The sequence below is a fragment of the Acinetobacter sp. YH12227 genome (assembly GCF_013417785.1).
Lineage (GTDB): Bacteria > Pseudomonadota > Gammaproteobacteria > Pseudomonadales > Moraxellaceae > Acinetobacter > Acinetobacter gandensis.
On record NZ_VPDH01000069.1, the window covers coordinates 1 to 17777 of the forward strand.

16 protein-coding genes are annotated in these 17777 nt (G+C 40.0%); 7 read left to right on the forward strand and 9 right to left on the reverse strand.

Annotated elements, in window-relative coordinates:
- Positions 1–623 precede the first annotated feature (623 nt).
- A complete protein-coding gene (locus FTV09_RS13850) occupies positions 624–899 on the reverse strand; it encodes a hypothetical protein (protein ID WP_067762855.1) in 276 nt (91 codons plus the stop codon).
- Between the two features lie 220 nt (positions 900–1119).
- Here FTV09_RS13850 and FTV09_RS13855 point away from each other — a divergent pair, with 220 nt between their 5' ends.
- On the forward strand, positions 1120–1761 hold the full coding sequence (locus tag FTV09_RS13855) for a YitT family protein (protein WP_067762854.1): 642 nt from the start codon (positions 1120–1122) through the stop codon (positions 1759–1761).
- 526 nt (positions 1762–2287) lie between these two features.
- Here the strand turns inward: FTV09_RS13855 and tyrS are convergent.
- Complete coding sequence (gene tyrS / locus FTV09_RS13860; protein WP_162270474.1) at positions 2288–3520, reverse strand: tyrosine--tRNA ligase; 1233 nt, start codon at positions 3518–3520, stop codon at positions 2288–2290.
- 63 nt (positions 3521–3583) lie between these two features.
- On the opposite strand from tyrS, the gene FTV09_RS13865 reads away from it, so the two are divergent.
- Positions 3584–4711, forward strand: coding sequence for an anhydro-N-acetylmuramic acid kinase (locus FTV09_RS13865; protein ID WP_180058659.1), 1128 nt, complete (start codon positions 3584–3586; stop codon positions 4709–4711).
- An 87-nt stretch (positions 4712–4798) separates the two neighbouring features.
- On the opposite strand, the gene FTV09_RS13870 is transcribed toward FTV09_RS13865, so the two are convergent.
- From FTV09_RS13870 to FTV09_RS13885, 4 genes are all read right to left on the reverse strand, one after another.
- Entirely contained in the window at positions 4799–6085 is a 1287-nt protein-coding gene (locus FTV09_RS13870) for a lytic murein transglycosylase (protein ID WP_218950182.1), read from the reverse strand.
- Positions 6086–6802: 717 nt separating this feature from the next.
- Positions 6803–7924 carry a 5-(carboxyamino)imidazole ribonucleotide synthase gene (locus tag FTV09_RS13875; RefSeq protein WP_067762851.1) on the reverse strand — a complete coding sequence of 374 codons (1122 nt, stop codon included), beginning with the start codon at positions 7922–7924 and terminating at the stop codon, positions 6803–6805.
- A 27-nt stretch (positions 7925–7951) separates the two neighbouring features.
- Positions 7952–8464, reverse strand: a complete 513-nt coding sequence (gene purE / locus FTV09_RS13880; RefSeq protein ID WP_067762850.1) for a 5-(carboxyamino)imidazole ribonucleotide mutase — start codon at positions 8462–8464, stop codon at positions 7952–7954.
- Positions 8465–8988: 524 nt separating this feature from the next.
- Complete coding sequence (locus tag FTV09_RS13885) at positions 8989–9327, reverse strand: DMT family protein (RefSeq protein WP_067762849.1); 339 nt, start codon at positions 9325–9327, stop codon at positions 8989–8991.
- Between the two features lie 268 nt (positions 9328–9595).
- Between FTV09_RS13885 and mpl the strand changes: the two genes are divergently transcribed.
- Complete coding sequence (gene mpl / locus FTV09_RS13890) at positions 9596–10960, forward strand: UDP-N-acetylmuramate:L-alanyl-gamma-D-glutamyl-meso-diaminopimelate ligase (RefSeq protein WP_180058660.1); 1365 nt, start codon at positions 9596–9598, stop codon at positions 10958–10960.
- 94 nt (positions 10961–11054) lie between these two features.
- Here mpl and FTV09_RS13895 read toward each other — a convergent pair whose 3' ends face one another.
- Positions 11055–11339, reverse strand: a complete 285-nt coding sequence (locus FTV09_RS13895; protein ID WP_180058661.1) for a GNAT family N-acetyltransferase — start codon at positions 11337–11339, stop codon at positions 11055–11057.
- A 338-nt stretch (positions 11340–11677) separates the two neighbouring features.
- Complete coding sequence (locus tag FTV09_RS13900; protein WP_180058662.1) at positions 11678–11959, reverse strand: GNAT family N-acetyltransferase; 282 nt, start codon at positions 11957–11959, stop codon at positions 11678–11680.
- Between the two features lie 156 nt (positions 11960–12115).
- Here FTV09_RS13900 and FTV09_RS13905 point away from each other — a divergent pair, with 156 nt between their 5' ends.
- Together FTV09_RS13905 and FTV09_RS13910 are read left to right on the forward strand one after the other, a co-directional pair.
- The gene (locus tag FTV09_RS13905; RefSeq protein WP_067762845.1) at positions 12116–13309 is read left to right on the forward strand and encodes a sugar transporter; all 1194 of its coding nucleotides are present in this window, start codon (positions 12116–12118) and stop codon (positions 13307–13309) included.
- 299 nt (positions 13310–13608) lie between these two features.
- Positions 13609–14574 (forward strand): TerC family protein, encoded by a 966-nt coding sequence (locus tag FTV09_RS13910; protein WP_067762844.1) that lies wholly within the window; start codon positions 13609–13611, stop codon positions 14572–14574.
- Between the two features lie 105 nt (positions 14575–14679).
- Here the strand turns inward: FTV09_RS13910 and FTV09_RS13915 are convergent, their stop codons facing one another.
- Positions 14680–15297 (reverse strand): nucleotidyltransferase family protein, encoded by a 618-nt coding sequence (locus tag FTV09_RS13915; protein ID WP_252513553.1) that lies wholly within the window; start codon positions 15295–15297, stop codon positions 14680–14682.
- Between the two features lie 208 nt (positions 15298–15505).
- On the opposite strand from FTV09_RS13915, the gene guaD reads away from it, so the two are divergent.
- Positions 15506–16825, forward strand: a complete 1320-nt coding sequence (gene guaD / locus FTV09_RS13920) for a guanine deaminase (RefSeq protein WP_180058663.1) — start codon at positions 15506–15508, stop codon at positions 16823–16825.
- Positions 16826–17058: 233 nt separating this feature from the next.
- The gene (hpt, locus tag FTV09_RS13925) at positions 17059–17586 is read left to right on the forward strand and encodes a hypoxanthine phosphoribosyltransferase (RefSeq protein ID WP_067762841.1); all 528 of its coding nucleotides are present in this window, start codon (positions 17059–17061) and stop codon (positions 17584–17586) included.
- Positions 17587–17777: the final 191 nt, after the last annotated feature.

Here is a 17777-nt window from a genome sequence, read left to right on the forward strand (position 1 = left end):
AATTTTCTGACATTAATTTCTCAAATAAACTTCGAGTAATTTCTACCATCAATCAATGAAAATAATTTCGACTGATCAACTAGTAAAAATCCACACAAGTTGTTCTTCATAATCTCTTAATGATCTTTCTAATACCTCGTCAGTATTAGATGCTGGACTTCAATAAACTTAACAACTCAACGCTTCGCGTTTCGTTCGTTTCCGTCTATCTCGTCGGTATGGGGTGCATTCTAGAGCATTTCAGAATCATTGCAACCCCCAATTCACTATATTTTTCACGTATGTATCTTTTATAGTCATTTTTGCTAAAAAAATTGTATTTTTACTTATTTTTTAGCCATTTTTTATAAAAAAATCATTTTATTTGGGATTTTATTTATTTAAATGATCTCTGAAAGAAAAATACTTTCAGAGTTTTTAGATCTAAGTCACCCACCTTAGTTCAAAAAACAATCTAACCACCCTATCCACCAAATCCTACACTGTAATAAAGTGCTTTTACGTTGCTTAAAGCTTCAAATCCAAGCTAAATAACCTCAAAAAACATTTTTAAATTAAATAGCCATCCTAAACAGTGATCATAATTATTATTCTTTCATCCACTTTTATATATTTAGATACTTTTATTCATACTCGCAGACTAAATATTGCATCACATCTAAAATTGCTTGCTGTTTACCAATAAAGTCTTCTGCGGAAAAAAATAATTTTGCTCGTTTAGGTAATTGCTCACGCACTAATGCAAAGAGTTGATACTTTGCTGCTATATCTAATGCGTCGAATTGTTGCTTGGTTTGTGCAAATAACTGTTGTTTCATCTGCATTGGCTGATATTCAAATAAAAATCTTAATATTTCATCAATTTGTTCATCTTTATTCTGTGTATCGTAATAGCTCATTGACTACTCTTATTTTTCATTTGGACTTATTGTTCCATAAGCCTACTTTTCCCAAAAATCATTTTAATTACATCTATAGTCACTTTTTCTGATGAAGCACATATCATCTAAACAATCACTAATAACGATCATTTAGCAAAATATGGGCTATTTTTCGGCTATAGCAGCATAGAAGCGATAGATTTGATCACTTAGACTGCTTTTTATTTCAGCTATAACCATGCCTGCTCACTTTCCTTCTCGACTAATGCTTTTACTGTCTGGACTTATCTTATTGGCGTTTGGCGTAGTGCTGTCTATCCACTCACAACTCGGCACCTCCCCTATTTCCTCAGTCCCTTATAGTTTTAGCTTTATATTCAACATGAGTGTGGGCACATTAACAGTACTCATGCATATAGTGATGATTGTGCTGCAAATGCTGATTTTAAGATCGCGTTTTCAATGGGTGCAGTGGTTACAACTGCCTATTGGCGTTGTTTTTGGCATATTTATCGATGGGTTAATGTGGCTGACACAAGGTTGGAGCATTGAAAACTACGCTTTACAACTCATAGCTTGCCTCATGAGCTGTTTAATTACGGCCTTTGGCGTATGTTTGGTGGTGAAAGCCAATTTAGTCTTTCTTGCGGCTGAAGGTTTATACCAAGCTATCGCGATCCGCTATCAACTCGAATTCGGTAACTGTAAAACCTATGGAGATATTGTTTTAGTGAGCATTGCGGCACTTGCAAGTTGGATCGTGCTTCATGAAGTGATTGGGGTACGTGAAGGCACTATTATCACCGCACTTTTGGTCGGCACATTAGTGAAACGAATTTTACCAAAATTGAGTTTTATTCAACTCAATGCCAAGGCTTAAAGATTTCGTGCAGCTGTTTTAAATACTACGTTATATAGACACCTTACTATATAGAACAATAAGATCATGAATACCAAAGCTCCCAAAACGGGGGCTTTTTTATGATTAGCACAAATGATAGGTCGATATCGCATGTATAAAAAGATATAGAAATGAAATTGAAGATATAAAAAAGGGAAAGATCTCTCCCAAAATCTCTCCCTTAGAATTGAATCTTTAGTCGATCCATCGTGTAGTTATTATAGTTATCTGTTTACTTCACTAAAAAAAGAGTCCCTTGGGGAAGAGACTGATAAAAAGTGGAGTTATCGTTATGTACCCTCTAGATGGTATATAAATTCTCTAGATGAATAAATCTTATACATAATGTTCAGGAAATGCAACACATTTGGCAAAATTTAAGTATTGTTTTTATAAGGTTTTTTTTGAATTTGCTTATTTATATTATTCATATAACAAATGTATAAAAAAAGCAGGCGGAAGCCTGCTTTTAATTCAATAACTTAACTAAAAATTCAAGAATTTATTAGTCGGTAAAAGTGACTTTTGCAATCGCTTTTTTGCTCGCTTGAATGATTAAAGTTTTGTTTTCTGACACAGCATAACCCGCATCAACCACTTCCCAGTCTACTTTTACCGCACCGCGACCAATTGCATCTTTTGCTTGTGCCGCATTTTTGGTTAAACCAGCTTCACGCAGAATAGACGTGATAAAGATTTCACCACCAAATGCACCACGAGAAATCGTCACTTCAGGTGTACCTTCAGGTAATTCACCCTCTGTAATCAAGTTACCTGCACCTTTATGCGCGTTCGCCGCTGCTTCAGCACCGTGGAATCGTTCAACTAATTCAAGCGCAAGGATTTTCTTCACATCTTGTGGATTACGACCTTCAGCCACTTCTTTGAGCAATACTTGAATCTCTTCAACAGTTTTAAAGCTCAACAAGTCAAAATAACGTTCAATTAATGCATCTGGCATTGAAAGTACTTTTTGGTACATCGCACCCGGTGCATCAAAAACTGCAATATAGTTGCCTAACGATTTAGACATTTTATTTACGCCGTCTAAACCCTCAAGAATAGGCACAGTAATACACACTTGTGCGTCTTGATCATAACGACCTTGTAAGGTACGCCCCATCAACAAGTTAAAGGTTTGGTCTGTACCACCTAACTCAACATCTGCATGCAATGCAACCGAGTCATAACCTTGTACCAATGGATACAAAAATTCATGAATCGCAATTGGCTGATGACTATTATAACGTTTTGTAAAGTCATCGCGCTCTAACATACGTGCTACAGTTTGCTGTGACGCCAACTGAATTAAGTCAGCAGCAGATTTTTCTGCAAACCATTCTGAGTTAAAAACAACTTTCGTTTTTGCAGGATCAAGAATTTTAAATACTTGTTCTTGATATGTTTTTGCGTTTTCTAATACTTTTTCGCGCGACAATGGCGGACGCGTTGCGCTCTTACCCGTTGGGTCGCCAATCATTGCAGTATAGTCGCCAATCAAGAAGTAAACTTCATGACCTAAGTCTTGGAATACTTTTAATTTATTAATTAAAACCGTATGACCTAAATGCAAATCTGGTGCTGTAGGATCAAAACCCGCTTTAATTTTAAGCGGACGGTTTTCTTTTAACTTTTTAAGAAGATCTTCCTCAGAAATAATTTCATGAGTGCCTCGTTGAATGAGGGCAAGTTGTTCTTCAGCCGGCAGGAAATTTGACATCACAAAACCCAAACACATCAGTTATTCAATTTGTGCGATATACTAACACTTTTTCAGCATATTGCAGGCTTAAGAATCATCATGACAGCGATCTATATTGGGGTAATGACCGGCACGAGTATGGATGGTGTCGATATTGTTGCTGCTTCTTTTGATCCTTTAGAGATTCACGCGACACTCACCCTTCCTTTTGATCCAGACCTTCGCGATGAACTCATGGCACTCACTTTGCCAGATGACAACGAAATTGATCGTATGGGTAAAGCCGATGTCGCACTGGCTCAAATGATTGGTCATGGCATCAATGAGATGATTGAGAAAAATCAGCTTGATCGTAGTCAAATCAAAGCCATTGGTTCGCATGGTCAGACTATTCGACATCGTCCTGAACATGGTTTTACTCTGCAAATTGGTGATCCCAATATTATTACTGAGCTCACTCAGCTCCCAGTAATTTCAGATTTTCGCCGTCGTGATATGGCTGCAGGTGGTCAAGGGGCACCGTTGGTACCTGCATTTCATCAAGCGCTCTTCCAACACGATAGTATTCACCGTGTGATATTAAATTTGGGTGGTATTGCCAATGTTAGCATGTTGCCTGCAGGTCAACCTGAAGCCGTGTATGGCTTTGATACAGGTCCAGCTAACATTTTAATGGATGCTTGGTGTGAACGTTATACTGGCCAGCCTTATGATGAAAATGGTAACTGGGCGGCTTATGGTCAACCTATTCGTAGCTTACTCGACCGCCTGCAAGCTCATGAATTTTTTTCTAAAGAACCACCCAAAAGTACTGGTCGTGAAGACTTCAATCTAGAATGGCTTGATGAACAGATTTTGGATTGGCGCGGAGATCTCGAATATGACGAGCTTGAAGATACGCCTGAAAATATTCAAGCAACACTCATGAAACTCACCACACGTGCTATTAAAAAAGCGATTTACCGCTCAGATATGGACACAGGTGAAGTGTATGTCTGTGGTGGCGGTGCATATAACTCACATTTATTGGAGCAGTTGCGCTGGCGTTTACGTAAACATGAATGGACAGTACAAAGTACCGCAGATTTAGGTTTAAGCCCGACTTGGGTTGAAGCGACTGCTTTTGCTTGGTTAGCGATGCGTTTTATAAATCAATTGAGTGGAAACTTACCTAGCGTAACAGGTGCTGCGGGCTACCGCATTTTAGGCACCATCACTGCTGTTTAACCCTCATCTGCATCATTAAAACCAAATAAAAAAGGTCTGCTGAAGCAGACCTTCTTATTACACGCATTACAAAAGAAACCGCTAAAGTTAATTCATCATTGCTTTCGCATTTTCGTTACGGAACGCACGCAAAATTTGTTGACCTGCACGACCTGTCGGACTCAAACCAAGTCGATTTTGTTCCTGACGAATTGCTTGGCGGGTTTTATCACCAATTAACCCATCCACTTTGCCAATGTCATAACCACGATTGAGCAAGAACTGTTGAATTTCACGACGTTCAGCACGTGAAGTACCTGAATCATCAGTTGGCCAAGCTGCCATAATAGCGCCCTTGCCTTGTAAACGATCCGATAAATGCGCAATCGCTAAAGCATAACTTTCTGCCGCGTTATAACTATAAATGGCATCAAAGTTTTTAAACACTAAGAATACTGGGCCACTTGCACCTGCTGAAGCCATCAATCCTGCTTGGCTCGAGCCTGAAAGATTACCTTGAATTAAAGCCGTCCCATCTGCACGAACCAAACCACGACTCATCCAGCTGTCTAAAGACTTTTTATTACGGCGACTTTCTCCACTGATCGACATGCCATCCGGAATTTTGACTTCAAAACCCCACGGTTGACCAGTTTGCCAGCCTCGTTTTTTTAAGAAGTTCGCAGTTGATGCCAAAGCATCGGTAGTACTCGAAACCAAATCACGACGGCCATCGCCATCAAAGTCGACAGCCAACTCTTCATAAGTACTTGGCATAAATTGGGTATGACCAAATGCACCCGCCCATGAGCCTTTCAACTGTGATTCATTTAAATCACCACGCTGCAAAATCCGCATAGCAGCAAAAAACTCACCACGGAAATAACTTTGACGTCGCCCCTCACAGCTCAAGGTACCTAAAGACTGTAATAAAGGATAAGTTCCTGCAATATCACCAAAATTACTTTCCACACCCCAAACAGCAACCACAGTTTCCGCAGGCACACCATAGGCTGCTGCCACACGGTTTAAGACTTCTCGGTGCTGCGCTAATTTTTGCTGACCGAGTTGCACCCGCTCTTCATCAACTAAACCAGATAAATAATCCCAGATCGGTGTGGAAAATTCGGGTTGATAGTTCAATTTTTCAATGACTGAATAGTCTGGGCTTAAATTTTGCGTATATCGATCATACGTCGAGGCACTCACACCCGCATTGATCGCTTGTGAGCGCAAGTTGGCAAGACAACTTTGAAAATTATTTTTTGGCGCGATGCTATTCATCGCAGGCATGCTTGACGCATTGACGGACTGACCATTAATAATCAACTCGGCATTTGCCTGAGTCATTGCCAAAAAAGCAGTCCCGAAAACAAATCCTAAGTGATGTTTCATACCCTTAATCTTTTTTTGAATTTAAATTGTTGTTTTAACAATAGCAGCTCAAAACAAAAGTTAAAGGTTCAAAACGTAAATTTAAATTCATATTTTCTACTTATTTAAATTCATTTTTAAAATTTGAATTCAAATACAGTTATCCACAAGAAAACTTTTAAATTCATTTATAAAAAATAACACTTCAAATTTAAATTCAAAACTTTTAAATTTAAAAATATAAATTCATTAAGCTAAAAGTTATCCACAAATATTTTCTTTCACATTCATTTTTATAATCAAAATCTTATAAAGGAAAAACAACAAAATTTTTGCATTTTAAGCACATCTATTAATTTGAATTCATAGGGTTTAAATTCAAAATATTTTTAATGAATTCATTTTTCATATTTAAATTCAAAAACTTTGAATTCATTGCTTTTATTGTCGGTTTTTTGAATTCAAATTCATTGTTTAAATTTAAAAACAAAATTTGAATTCAAAAAGGCATTATTCTTTTTAGATGCTGCCAGACTATACATAGAGCTATAAGCACAACAAAGATGCGATAGTTAACGCAGAATATTTATAAACGACTGAACATTTTATGATCAATAGTTTCTTATCGTTTCACCGATAAACGGTGTGATATTACAAAGAGGCGCAATAATGCCCGAACTGTAAACATAAAAAAAGCGGCCATTTGCATGACCGCTTTTTTATCATTCAAACTTGCGTTTAAATGCTCATATCTTCGCTAAGTGCCAGTGGATTCGGCAAAATTTTCGCCAATGCACGACATAAAGGCGTCAATTCAGCACTATCATTCGGCATAAGAGTAATGTGACCAATTTTACGACCTTCGCGCTCTGTTTTGTTATACAGGTGCATATGTGCGCCATTGAGCGCCAATACTTCTTCAGACTTCGGATATTGACCAATGATGTTAATCATCACAGTTGGGCGAACCACCTCAGTCGAGCCTAAAGGCAAACCTGCTACAGCACGAATGTGATTTTCAAACTGTGAGCACACAGCGCCTTCAATTGACCAGTGACCTGAATTGTGCACACGTGGTGCCATTTCGTTGGCATACAAACCTTTGTCCGTCACAAACAGCTCTAAGGTCAACACACCCACATAATTCAAATGATTAAGCAGGCGGGTGATGTAGTCTTGCGCTACAGGTTGTAAATCTACACTGTTCGGTGCAGGAACAATAGAGTGTGACAAGATGCCGTTATGGTGGTGGTTTTCAGCCAGTGGCCACGTTTTCACATCACCATCTTGACCGCGTACCGCAATGATTGAAACTTCACGTGAGAAGGTTACAAAGCTTTCCGCGATCAATTCACCCGCGGGGCCAAGTTCCGCCCAAGCTTGGTCGATTTGATCGGCTGTACGCAGTACAAATTGACCTTTACCATCGTAACCACCACGTGAAGTTTTCAGTACGATTGGTAAACCCAGTTCAGCTACAGCAGCTTGCAGGCTTTCCAATGAAGTCACTGCTTTATACGGCGCAACTGGAATCGCCAATTCATCAAATAGTGCTTTTTCAGACAAACGATGTTGAGCAATCGCTAAAGCTTGACGAGGAGGGTGCAAATCTTTGTTTTTGGTCAAGACATCAACATCAGTCAAAGGCGTATTTTCAAACTCTAAGCTGAAAACATCGGCACTGTTGATGAAGTCTTGTAAACCATTTTGTGCTTGCGTCGAAATCACTTGACCCAAAGCAGCGGATGGACAATCTGTGCTGGCTTCAAAAAAGGTACATTGAATGTTTAGTGGAAGCGCTGCTTGCGCCATCATTCGACCGAGTTGGCCGCCACCAAAAATACCAATGGTTTTGTTCATAACATCTGTCCCGTATTAAGCTTGGCTTTAGTTTTGACCCGGAATATTTTTGCTAGCAACTTTTTCAGTTTGCGCTGCACGGAAATCCGCAACATTTTTGGCAATCTCAGGGCGTGTTAAACCTAAAATCTGTGCTGCCATAATTGCCGCATTGGTTGCACCAGCTGGACCAATCGCCAAAGTACCGACTGCAATACCAGCAGGCATTTGTACAATCGAAAGCAGTGAATCTACACCATTTAAAATTGATGATTTAACCGGCACACCGAGTACAGGAAGATCAGTCTTTGCTGCACACATACCTGGTAAATGTGCTGCGCCTCCAGCACCAGCAATAATCACTTGAATCCCACGATCACGTGCAGTTTCAGCATATTCAAATAAACGATCTGGAGTACGGTGTGCAGACACCACTTCCGCTTCAAAAGGGACGCCAAGCTGTTTCAGCATATTGGCAGTGTTTTCTAGCGTTGCCCAATCTGATTGAGAACCCATGATAATTCCAACGAGAGGAGTGTCTTGTGAAGCGGCCGCATTCATTGCAATGTTTCCAGAGATTAAAGTAAGAGAGAGTAAATCTCGACTAGAGCCAAGCTTTAATAAGAGCCCCATATTATAGACTGAAAATTCATCTCAATAAAATTTAACGGTTGTCTTTAAAAGAAAACTTCATAATTTTTTTATGAAAATAATTTTATTTTTTTCAATTTTATTAAAACTTTCATTAAATCAATATGTATAAGATGTTTTAAACATGAAATAGCTCTACGTAATTCTCGCTCTAAGTATAAGTACTCAGAGCTTTACTCAAAAGATTCAACTCAACATCAATCTACCTGGAAAAGACTTGAGCCAATTAGAGCAACAAAAAGGCGATAACACTCCAATTAACCGTAGTGGCTTTTTTTATGAAAAATTTGAATTCTCGAAAAATCAGCCATTGAAGTAAATAATTATGTTTTTTTACTACTAAGGTTCCACTGCAAGAGACCCTGAGTGGAGTAAAGTACTAAAATGCCCGCAAACACGCATCGGTTAAATGATGAAATACGTATTTGTTAAATTTAAGCGCTGCGAAATACGAAATACACACACCCTAAAAGGCATAAACCCGCCCATAAATAATCCAATTTAAAGGGTTGTTTAAACAGAAAAATCATAAATGGGACAAACACCAATAAAGTCACGACTTCTTGGGTAATTTTCATCTGTCCCAAAGACCATCCATGTTTTGCCAACAAACGCGTTGCTGGAATCATAAAACTGTATTCGAGTAGCGCAATTGCCCAACCAAATAAAATCGCTTGCCACAAAGGCGCATCATGCAAAAACTTGAGATGACCATACCAGGCCAATGTCATAAAACAATTGGAAATCAGCAACAAAAATAGCGCTAAAGACATAAAGGAGCAGACCTGAAAAATTTAGGTTTTATTGTACGGATTTCAGACTTAAATTCAGCATATGTACTGGTTTTTTTCATGCAGTTAGACATCGAAAAAAGGGCAGACCTGTCAAGGAGATTCACCAGCGATTTTTTATCGATGACGATACAAAAAAATCTATCTTTTAGCTAAGACCCTTGCTATGGTTGCTTTCAAATTGAAATAAATCTGACAACAGCCCTAAAAACAAGGTGATGTGTCTATAAAAGAAGTGGAGTAATAAGGAATGCATCTGCATATTTTGGGTATTTGTGGCACCTTCATGGGATCATTAGCATTGCTTGCTCGTGATCTAGGACACAAGGTGACGGGTTCAGACCAAAATGTCTATCCACCCATGTCGACCCAACTTGAAAATGCAGGCATTACCTTAATGCAAGGTTATGACCGCAGCCATTTACAACCGCATCCAGATCTTGTGATTGTTGGTAATGCCATGAAGCGTGGCATAGATGCAGTTGAATATATGCTCAATGTTGGTCTTCCTTATATTTCAGGCCCGCAATTCCTTGCTGACCATGTATTACAAGGCAAGCATGTCTTAGGTGTTGCAGGTACACACGGTAAAACGACAACAACGACCATGCTCGCTTGGGTCCTCGATCAAGCAGGTTTAGAACCAGGCTTTTTGATTGGCGGTGTGCCATTGGGTTTCACTGAGAGTGCACGTTTAGGCGGTGGAAAATACTTCTGTGTTGAAGCAGATGAATACGATTCTGCATTCTTCGACAAACGTTCGAAGTTCGTGCATTATCATCCAAAAACAGCGATTTTAAATAACCTAGAATTTGATCATGCCGACATTTTTGATGATTTGGCTGCGATTCAAAAACAGTTCCATCATTTAGTACGTACGATTCCATCTGAAGGTCGCATCATTGCACCCATTACAGAAACCAATATTGACGAAGTGCTTGAACAAGGTTGCTGGACACCTGTGGTACGAACCAGCCTAGATGCCAATGAAAAGTCTGAACTGTACGCAGAACAACTATCGAAAGATGGTTCTCACTTCAAAGTATTACAACACGGTGTGGTAAAAGGTGAAGTTAAATGGAACATGACAGGGCAGCACAGCGTAGCCAATGCTTTGGCGACTATTGCAGCAGCTGAACATGTCGGTGTTTCTGTTGCTACAGCTTGTGAAGCTTTGTCTAATTTTGGTGGTGTAAAACGTCGTATGGAGCTACTAGGCACTATACGTGGCATTGAAGTGTATGACGACTTTGCTCATCACCCAACTGCAATTGATACCACACTGGAAGGTGCACGTAAGCGCTTGGGTGAACGTAAGCTTTGGGCGGTGATTGAGCCACGCTCAAATACCATGCGTATGGGTAGCCATAAAGATGGCCTTGCACATTCTGCACGTTTAGCAGATGAAGTGATTTGGTATCAACCAGAAGGTTTAGATTGGGATCTTGCTCCAGTCATTGCAGCAGCACCGAACAAAGCTGTCGTGGCACGTTCACTTGATGACATCGTTCAAACCATCGTAAGTGAGGCAGGTGAGGGTGATGCTGTGGTGATTATGTCGAATGGCGGTTTTGGTGGTTTACATCAAAAGCTCATTGCAGCATTGAAAGCTTAGCTCAATCAAATGAAATAAAAGGAGCCTGCGAAGCGGGCTTTTTTTATTCTGAGATTTTCAAATAAAATCCAACATGGCGAAACTTTTACATTCTTTAAGCTACAACATCCGCAAAGCTTTTTTCACGTCGGAACATGACTTCAACATAAGAACAGGTAGGCACAATTTTCAATTGTTTCTCTCGAGCAAAGGCTACCAAAGTATCTAACAATACCCTTGCCACACCCTGACCACGCAATGAATCATCGACCCAAGTGTGATTCGCAACAATGGTATGTTCATCCCGCCAAATATAACTAATTTCGGCAATACGTTGACCGTGCTCATTCAGTTGAAAGAATTCGCCCTTTTGACCGTTTTGCTGATACTGAAAAGTCACTGTAATCTCCCTCTGTTTATGAAAAAATATGTGATGCAACAAACAAATAAGTGTAATTGTACAGAATAAAAACAAGATAAATGAGCTGTTGAAGCACAATAAATCTGTTTCTTTTTCACATTAATTTAAAAATAACACTAATCACACTCGCCGGATTTTTCTTATGGATTTTTATACACTCGCAATCTTGGTATTGCTTATCGCTGCAACATTACTGATTATTTCAATGTTTAAATCACGCTATTAAAAGCAACTAAACAAATCATGTACAACATCAAAAAAAGCCTGTTTCATACATGAACAGGCTTTTTTTATTATTCCGCTTTTCACAAATTGAATTAGCGTAAAACATCGCGAATAGATTCATCTTTATCAAAGACGGATTTAGCAAAAGGGCACAGTGGAATAATTTTTACCTGTTTCTCTCGGGCGAAACTCACTGCAGCATCCAATAAATGACGTCCAACACCTTGCCCTCTCAAGCTATCGCTGACATCTGTATGATCAATAATGAATTTGTCCTCTCCAGCCCAGGAATATGTCATTTCAGCTAAACGCTCACCATCTTGCTCAATAAAAAATGCGCCTTTGTTTTGGTCATCTTGTTGTTGTACGAACATCTATCTCATCCTCTGATTTTTCTATAAATTCGCATTTTAATCGCTAAAATACTGTTGCTTTTGTATTACTTCTCATTATACCTGCACCTACTTAAGCATTTCCCTCGCTCGTAACTCGCATTAAAATATGGTTTATCTTATTAAGCGAAGACAATCATGTCTGCTTCTCCCTCCGAAACACCATCATCAGGTTCATGGATCTGTGTGATTGCCCTGGCATTTGCCGCGTTTATTTTTAATACCACTGAATTCATCCCTGTTGCCTTACTCAGTGATATAGGTCAAAGCTTCAGTATGGCAGCCACTGATGTTGGCATTATGATTACCCTTTATGCTTGGGTGGTTGCACCAATTTCTTTACCCATCATGCTACTGACCAAAAACATTGAGCGGCGCTTCTTATTAATCAGTTTGTTTACTGTGTTCATCGTGAGTCATGTGTTGTCCTATTTTGCATGGAGTTTTAACACACTACTCGTCAGCCGGATTGGTATTGCATTTTCGCATGCATTATTTTGGTCTATTACTGCATCACTTGCTGTGCGCGTCGCACCCAAAGGCAAAGAGTTTCAGGCCTTAGGTTTATTGGCAACAGGAACAGCCTTGGCCATGGTCCTCGGTATTCCATTTGGCCGTATGGTCGGAGAAGCCTATGGCTGGCGCAATACCTTTGCCTTAATTGCTATTGGCGCAACGGTTGTTTGCCTGATTCTTGCCAAGACCTTACCCAAATTACCAAGCGTGAACTCAGGCTCTCTTAGTAGTTTAAAACTATTGATCAAACGCCCTAGTCTGATGATGGTATTCGCATTAACCATCATTGTGATCACAGCACAATTCACCGCTTATAGTTATATTGAACCCTTTGCCCTCAATATTGCTCATTTCAGCTCAATGCAAACCACCACATTATTGTTAATCTTTGGTGCAGCAGGCTTTATTGGGTCATATTTATTTGGAAAATTTGGTGGAAAATATCCTAAATTGGCGATTCCGCTGTGTACTGCAATCCTTGCAATCGCCATGTTATTGCTATGGCCCTTAGCCTCAAGTTTTAGCGGTATCAGCACTGTCTGTTTACTTTGGGGTATGAGCATTATCGGCTTTAGTTTGGCATTACAGTCTAAAACCTTAAATTTAGCGTCTGATGCTACAGATGTTGCGATGGCCATTTATTCAGGTTTGTACAATGTCGGCATTGGCGGTGGGGCACTCTTAGGCGGAATGGTTAGTGTACACATTGGCTTGAGTTACATCGGCCTGATTGGCGGTGTGATCGCGGTAATGGGTACTGTATTGGCATTCGTATTAGTACAACGTGCTGATTTTAAAACTTTAGAGCAAAATTAGATATTTTGTAAAACCACATTGCACTCATGTTAAAAAACTGTCATGCTTCGCCGCATATTTGGACAAAGTCCAAAACAGAATTTGAACAAGGGGAGTAGCCTCCTCCAAGCGTAAATTCCGATTTACGTGTCAGAATATCGTCATTACACTTTGCAAAAAGTCGGTATCTGAGCATCTCACTGCAAAACATTACAGTAAGATGTAGGCAAGACCTTGATCATGTTGTCTCAGACGTTTTATTGCGTCTGGCAACTGGTCAAGGTTTTTTTATGGCTGGTTGTTGGATGTGGAGAATACACATGGAAACGATCGGCACCTTGTGGCTGTATCTGGCATTTTTCGGTTTAGTTGCCGTGATGCTTCTTATCGACTTTTTAGGCTTTAAAAATAACCAAGGCCAAGAGGTTAAAGTTAAAACTGCTGCCTATTGGAGTATTGCTTGGGTATCTGTCGCAACTTTATTTGGTGGCGCACTTTGGCTTTACTTACAACAAACTGCTGGTGTAGCCATCGCAAACACCAAAGTCATGGAATACTTTGCAGGTTATTTATTAGAAAAATCCCTCGCAATTGATAACGTATTCGTTTGGCTGATGATTTTTGCAGCCTTCGCTATTCCACCAGCATTACAACGTAAATTATTGCTATACGGGGTACTTGGTGCGATTGTGCTGCGCACAATTTTTATTTTTATTGGTGCGTGGTTCGTTCAAGAATTCTCATGGGTGCTGTATATCTTCGGTGCGTTCTTGGTATATACCGGCTTTAAGTTCCTAAAAGGTCAGGACGAAGAAGAAACCAATATTGAAGATATGGCCATTTTAAAATGGTTACGTAAGCACATGCGCATTACCCCACAAATGCATGAAGACAAATTCTTTGTCCGCCAAAATGGCATGCTTTGGGCAACGCCTTTGTTCTTGGTGCTAATTTTAGTCGAAGCTTCTGATGTGATCTTTGCAGTCGACTCAATCCCAGCGATTTTTGCGGTAACGTCTGATCCCTTTATTGTCTTAACTGCAAACTTAATGGCAATTTTAGGTCTGCGTGCGATGTTCTTCTTATTGTCTGGTGCTGCATCTAAAATGCATTACTTACCGTATGGCCTGGGCATCATCTTAGTGTTTATTGGCGGTAAAATGCTGCTGCTGGATGTATTCCACATGCCAATTTGGATTTCACTCGGTTTTATTGTGATTACACTTACAATTACCGCTTGGCTGTCTATTCGACACAGTAAAAAGTACAACGAGACTATGCTTTAAGTACCTAGCATCAACCGATATTTAAGCGAATAAATAAAAAGCCTTCCTACAATTGGAGGGCTTTTTTAGTATTGATCGATCTTAATTTGATAGGCCATTTCGAACTTATTTTTCAACATTAGCATCTACAAGGCTGAGCTTAGGCCAACGTTGCATCCATTGTTTAGAAACCACTCGCTGCTGAAATACGGCATAACTGACCAAACGTGGATTCCAACGCAACTTGAGCTCAAATAAATCGTTCAGACCAAAGGGCGCGATGATTTCAATTTCTTGCTCCGCTTTTAATTTCACCGCCACAGCAGTTGCGGTTTCAGGCCAAAACGACAAAGCATGCTCAATTGATTTGAGCGGCTGAATAGACTCACCATTATCTAAACGATACCAATGATGTACCACCGCTTGATTGGTCACATCCCATTGTATCAATGGAAAGAAAGACTGCATTTCTTTTTGGATCTGATCACTATGAGTACCGTTATCCTCAGCATCATAAAATATGATATCCACCTCAGTATGAGAAAGTGTATAGCTGTGTTGGTGTAGCACTGACCACAGCATATTTCGAATTACACCTGCGGCAATATACGCACTGGCATCCACCAAATAAAGCTGCTTTAAAATAGACATGATGCCGTCATGTTGCTGAATCAGTTGCTGCAAGCGCTCAACATACGTGGCTTCAAGCTGTGATTGATTCACAGGATGCATTGGATAGGACATAGATACACGGTTGAATTCTATTCTTTGATTCGATTTAGCCTGACACAAGCGCATTGATTTAATCAATCGCTTTGAAAAAATGACATGCTCTCGACATACATTAATAGCTGTTCGATGTTTTAGAACATGATCCTCTAATTACAGCAACGCCTTTTCTAGCCAAATTAAGCTACAATCAACCGAAAAAATTCTAAACTGTAGGTATGTCATGTCTTCTGTTATCGCATCAACCGCAATTCGCGGCCGCTTCCTAGATATTCAGAATACAGTTGCCCAAGCACGTGAAATTCACGACCAAGTGCGCTATTTCGAAGATGGTTTGCTAATTACGCAAGCCGGAAAAATTCAATGGTTCGGTCCATGGTCTGATGGCCAACACCATCTCCCAGATCAGGTTGAAGTACAGCATTATTCCGATCAATTGATTGTTCCGGGTTTCATCGATACCCATGTTCATTATCCACAAACGGAAATGATGGGAGCTTATGGTGAACAGCTACTGGAATGGCTCGATACCTATACCTTTCCAACTGAAATCCAATTTGAAGATCCGGCTTATGCAGAGCAAATTGCACAGTTCTTTGTAAACGAGTTACTCAAAAACGGAACCACAACAGCCCTTGTTTTTTGTACCGTTCATCCACAATCGGTCGATGCTTTATTTCAAGCCGCTGAACAGCATCAAATGCGTTTAATTGCAGGCAAGGTTATGATGGATCGTCATGCCCCTGAAGCATTATGTGACACAGCTGAGAGTGGCTACAACGACTCTAAAGCACTCATCGAAAAGTGGCATGGCAAGGGCCGTAACCTGTATGCCATCACGCCTCGCTTTGCCCCAACCTCAACGCCTGAGCAATTGACACGGGCAGGGGAGCTAAAAGCCGAGTATCCTGATGTCTATGTACATACGCATTTGAGTGAAAATAAAAATGAAATCGCGTGGGTCAAATCATTATTCCCTGAGCAAAACGGCTATTTAGACGTTTATCATCATTATGGTCTGACCGGATCACGTTCCGTGTTTGCGCACTGCGTGCATTTACAAGACAGCGAATGGGACTGCATGCATGCCACTGATTCAGCCATCGCATTTTGCCCTACGTCGAATCTATTTTTAGGCAGTGGCTTATTTCCATTGAAAAAGACTTGGGAAAAACAAGTCAAAGTAGGACTGGGCACAGACATTGGTGCTGGCACCTCTTTTAACCAACTGCAAACCATCAATGAAGCCTATAAAGTTCAACAGTTGCAAGGTGAAAAGTTATCTGCTTTTGAAGCTTTGTATCACGCTACTTTAGGCGGAGCCAAAGCACTTGATTTAGATGACAAACTCGGCAATTTCAATATCGGGAAAGAAGCTGATTTTGTTGTGCTCGATTTAAAAGCTACAGCTATACAAGCTTTACGTCAGCAACGGGCTAAAAATCTGGAAGATGCACTTTTCGCCCTGATGCTGATGGGCGATGACCGTAATATTCATGCCACCTATGTGTACGGACAATGTGCCTATGTCAAACAAAACTAGCCAAGATCCACACAGCGTAAAGCATGCCAAAACATACATAAAATGGGGGCTGTTTTTGCTCGGTTGTGCCTGCTTACTCAAGCGTGATAGTACTTCCAAGCCAAACTGATTACATTTTCAGCAGCAAAAAAGATGCATCTGTGAGCCAGATGTATTAAAATTGGATCATCTTTAGAGGTGTTGCAAGTCAACACCTTTTTTATTTTTTGATTTGCTTTTTTAGGTATCTACCCATGTCTGTTCAAATGAGCGTACTGATTTCCACTGAAGAAATTCAAGCTAAAGTGAAAGAGCTTGGCGCAACCATTGATGCACACTATGCTAACAGCGACAAAGAGTTGGTGTTAATTGGCCTTTTACGCGGTTCTGTGATTTTCATGGCGGATTTATGCCGTGCAATTTCTAAACCACACGAACTAGATTTCATGACGGTATCTAGCTACGGCGGTGGTACGGTATCAACGCGTGATGTAAAAATCTTAAAAGATTTAGACGGCGACATCCAAAACAAAGATGTTTTAGTGGTGGAAGATATTATTGACTCAGGTAATACCCTAAGCAAAGTTTTAGAAATTTTAAAAACCCGCAATCCAAACTCAATTGAATTATGTACGTTGGTGAGCAAGCCATCACGCCGTGAAATTGAACTTGATGTAAAATTTTTAGGCTTTGAAGTAGAAGATAAATTTATTGTTGGTTATGGCCTGGACTATGACCAAAAATATCGCCATATTCCATTTATTGGTGAAATTGGTCTTTAATACAGATCAGATACTTAAGAGTGGCCGAAGGCCACTTTTTTTATTTTTGGTCGTGTATTTTGAACGTAAGCGTCCGCTGAACACACCTTATGAATTCATCCTATAAGCCTTAATTTAGTCCCCACTTAAAAACAAGTGGGGACTAAAATTTATGACTACAAATCACCAGACATCCATCGCATCTCTTGCGA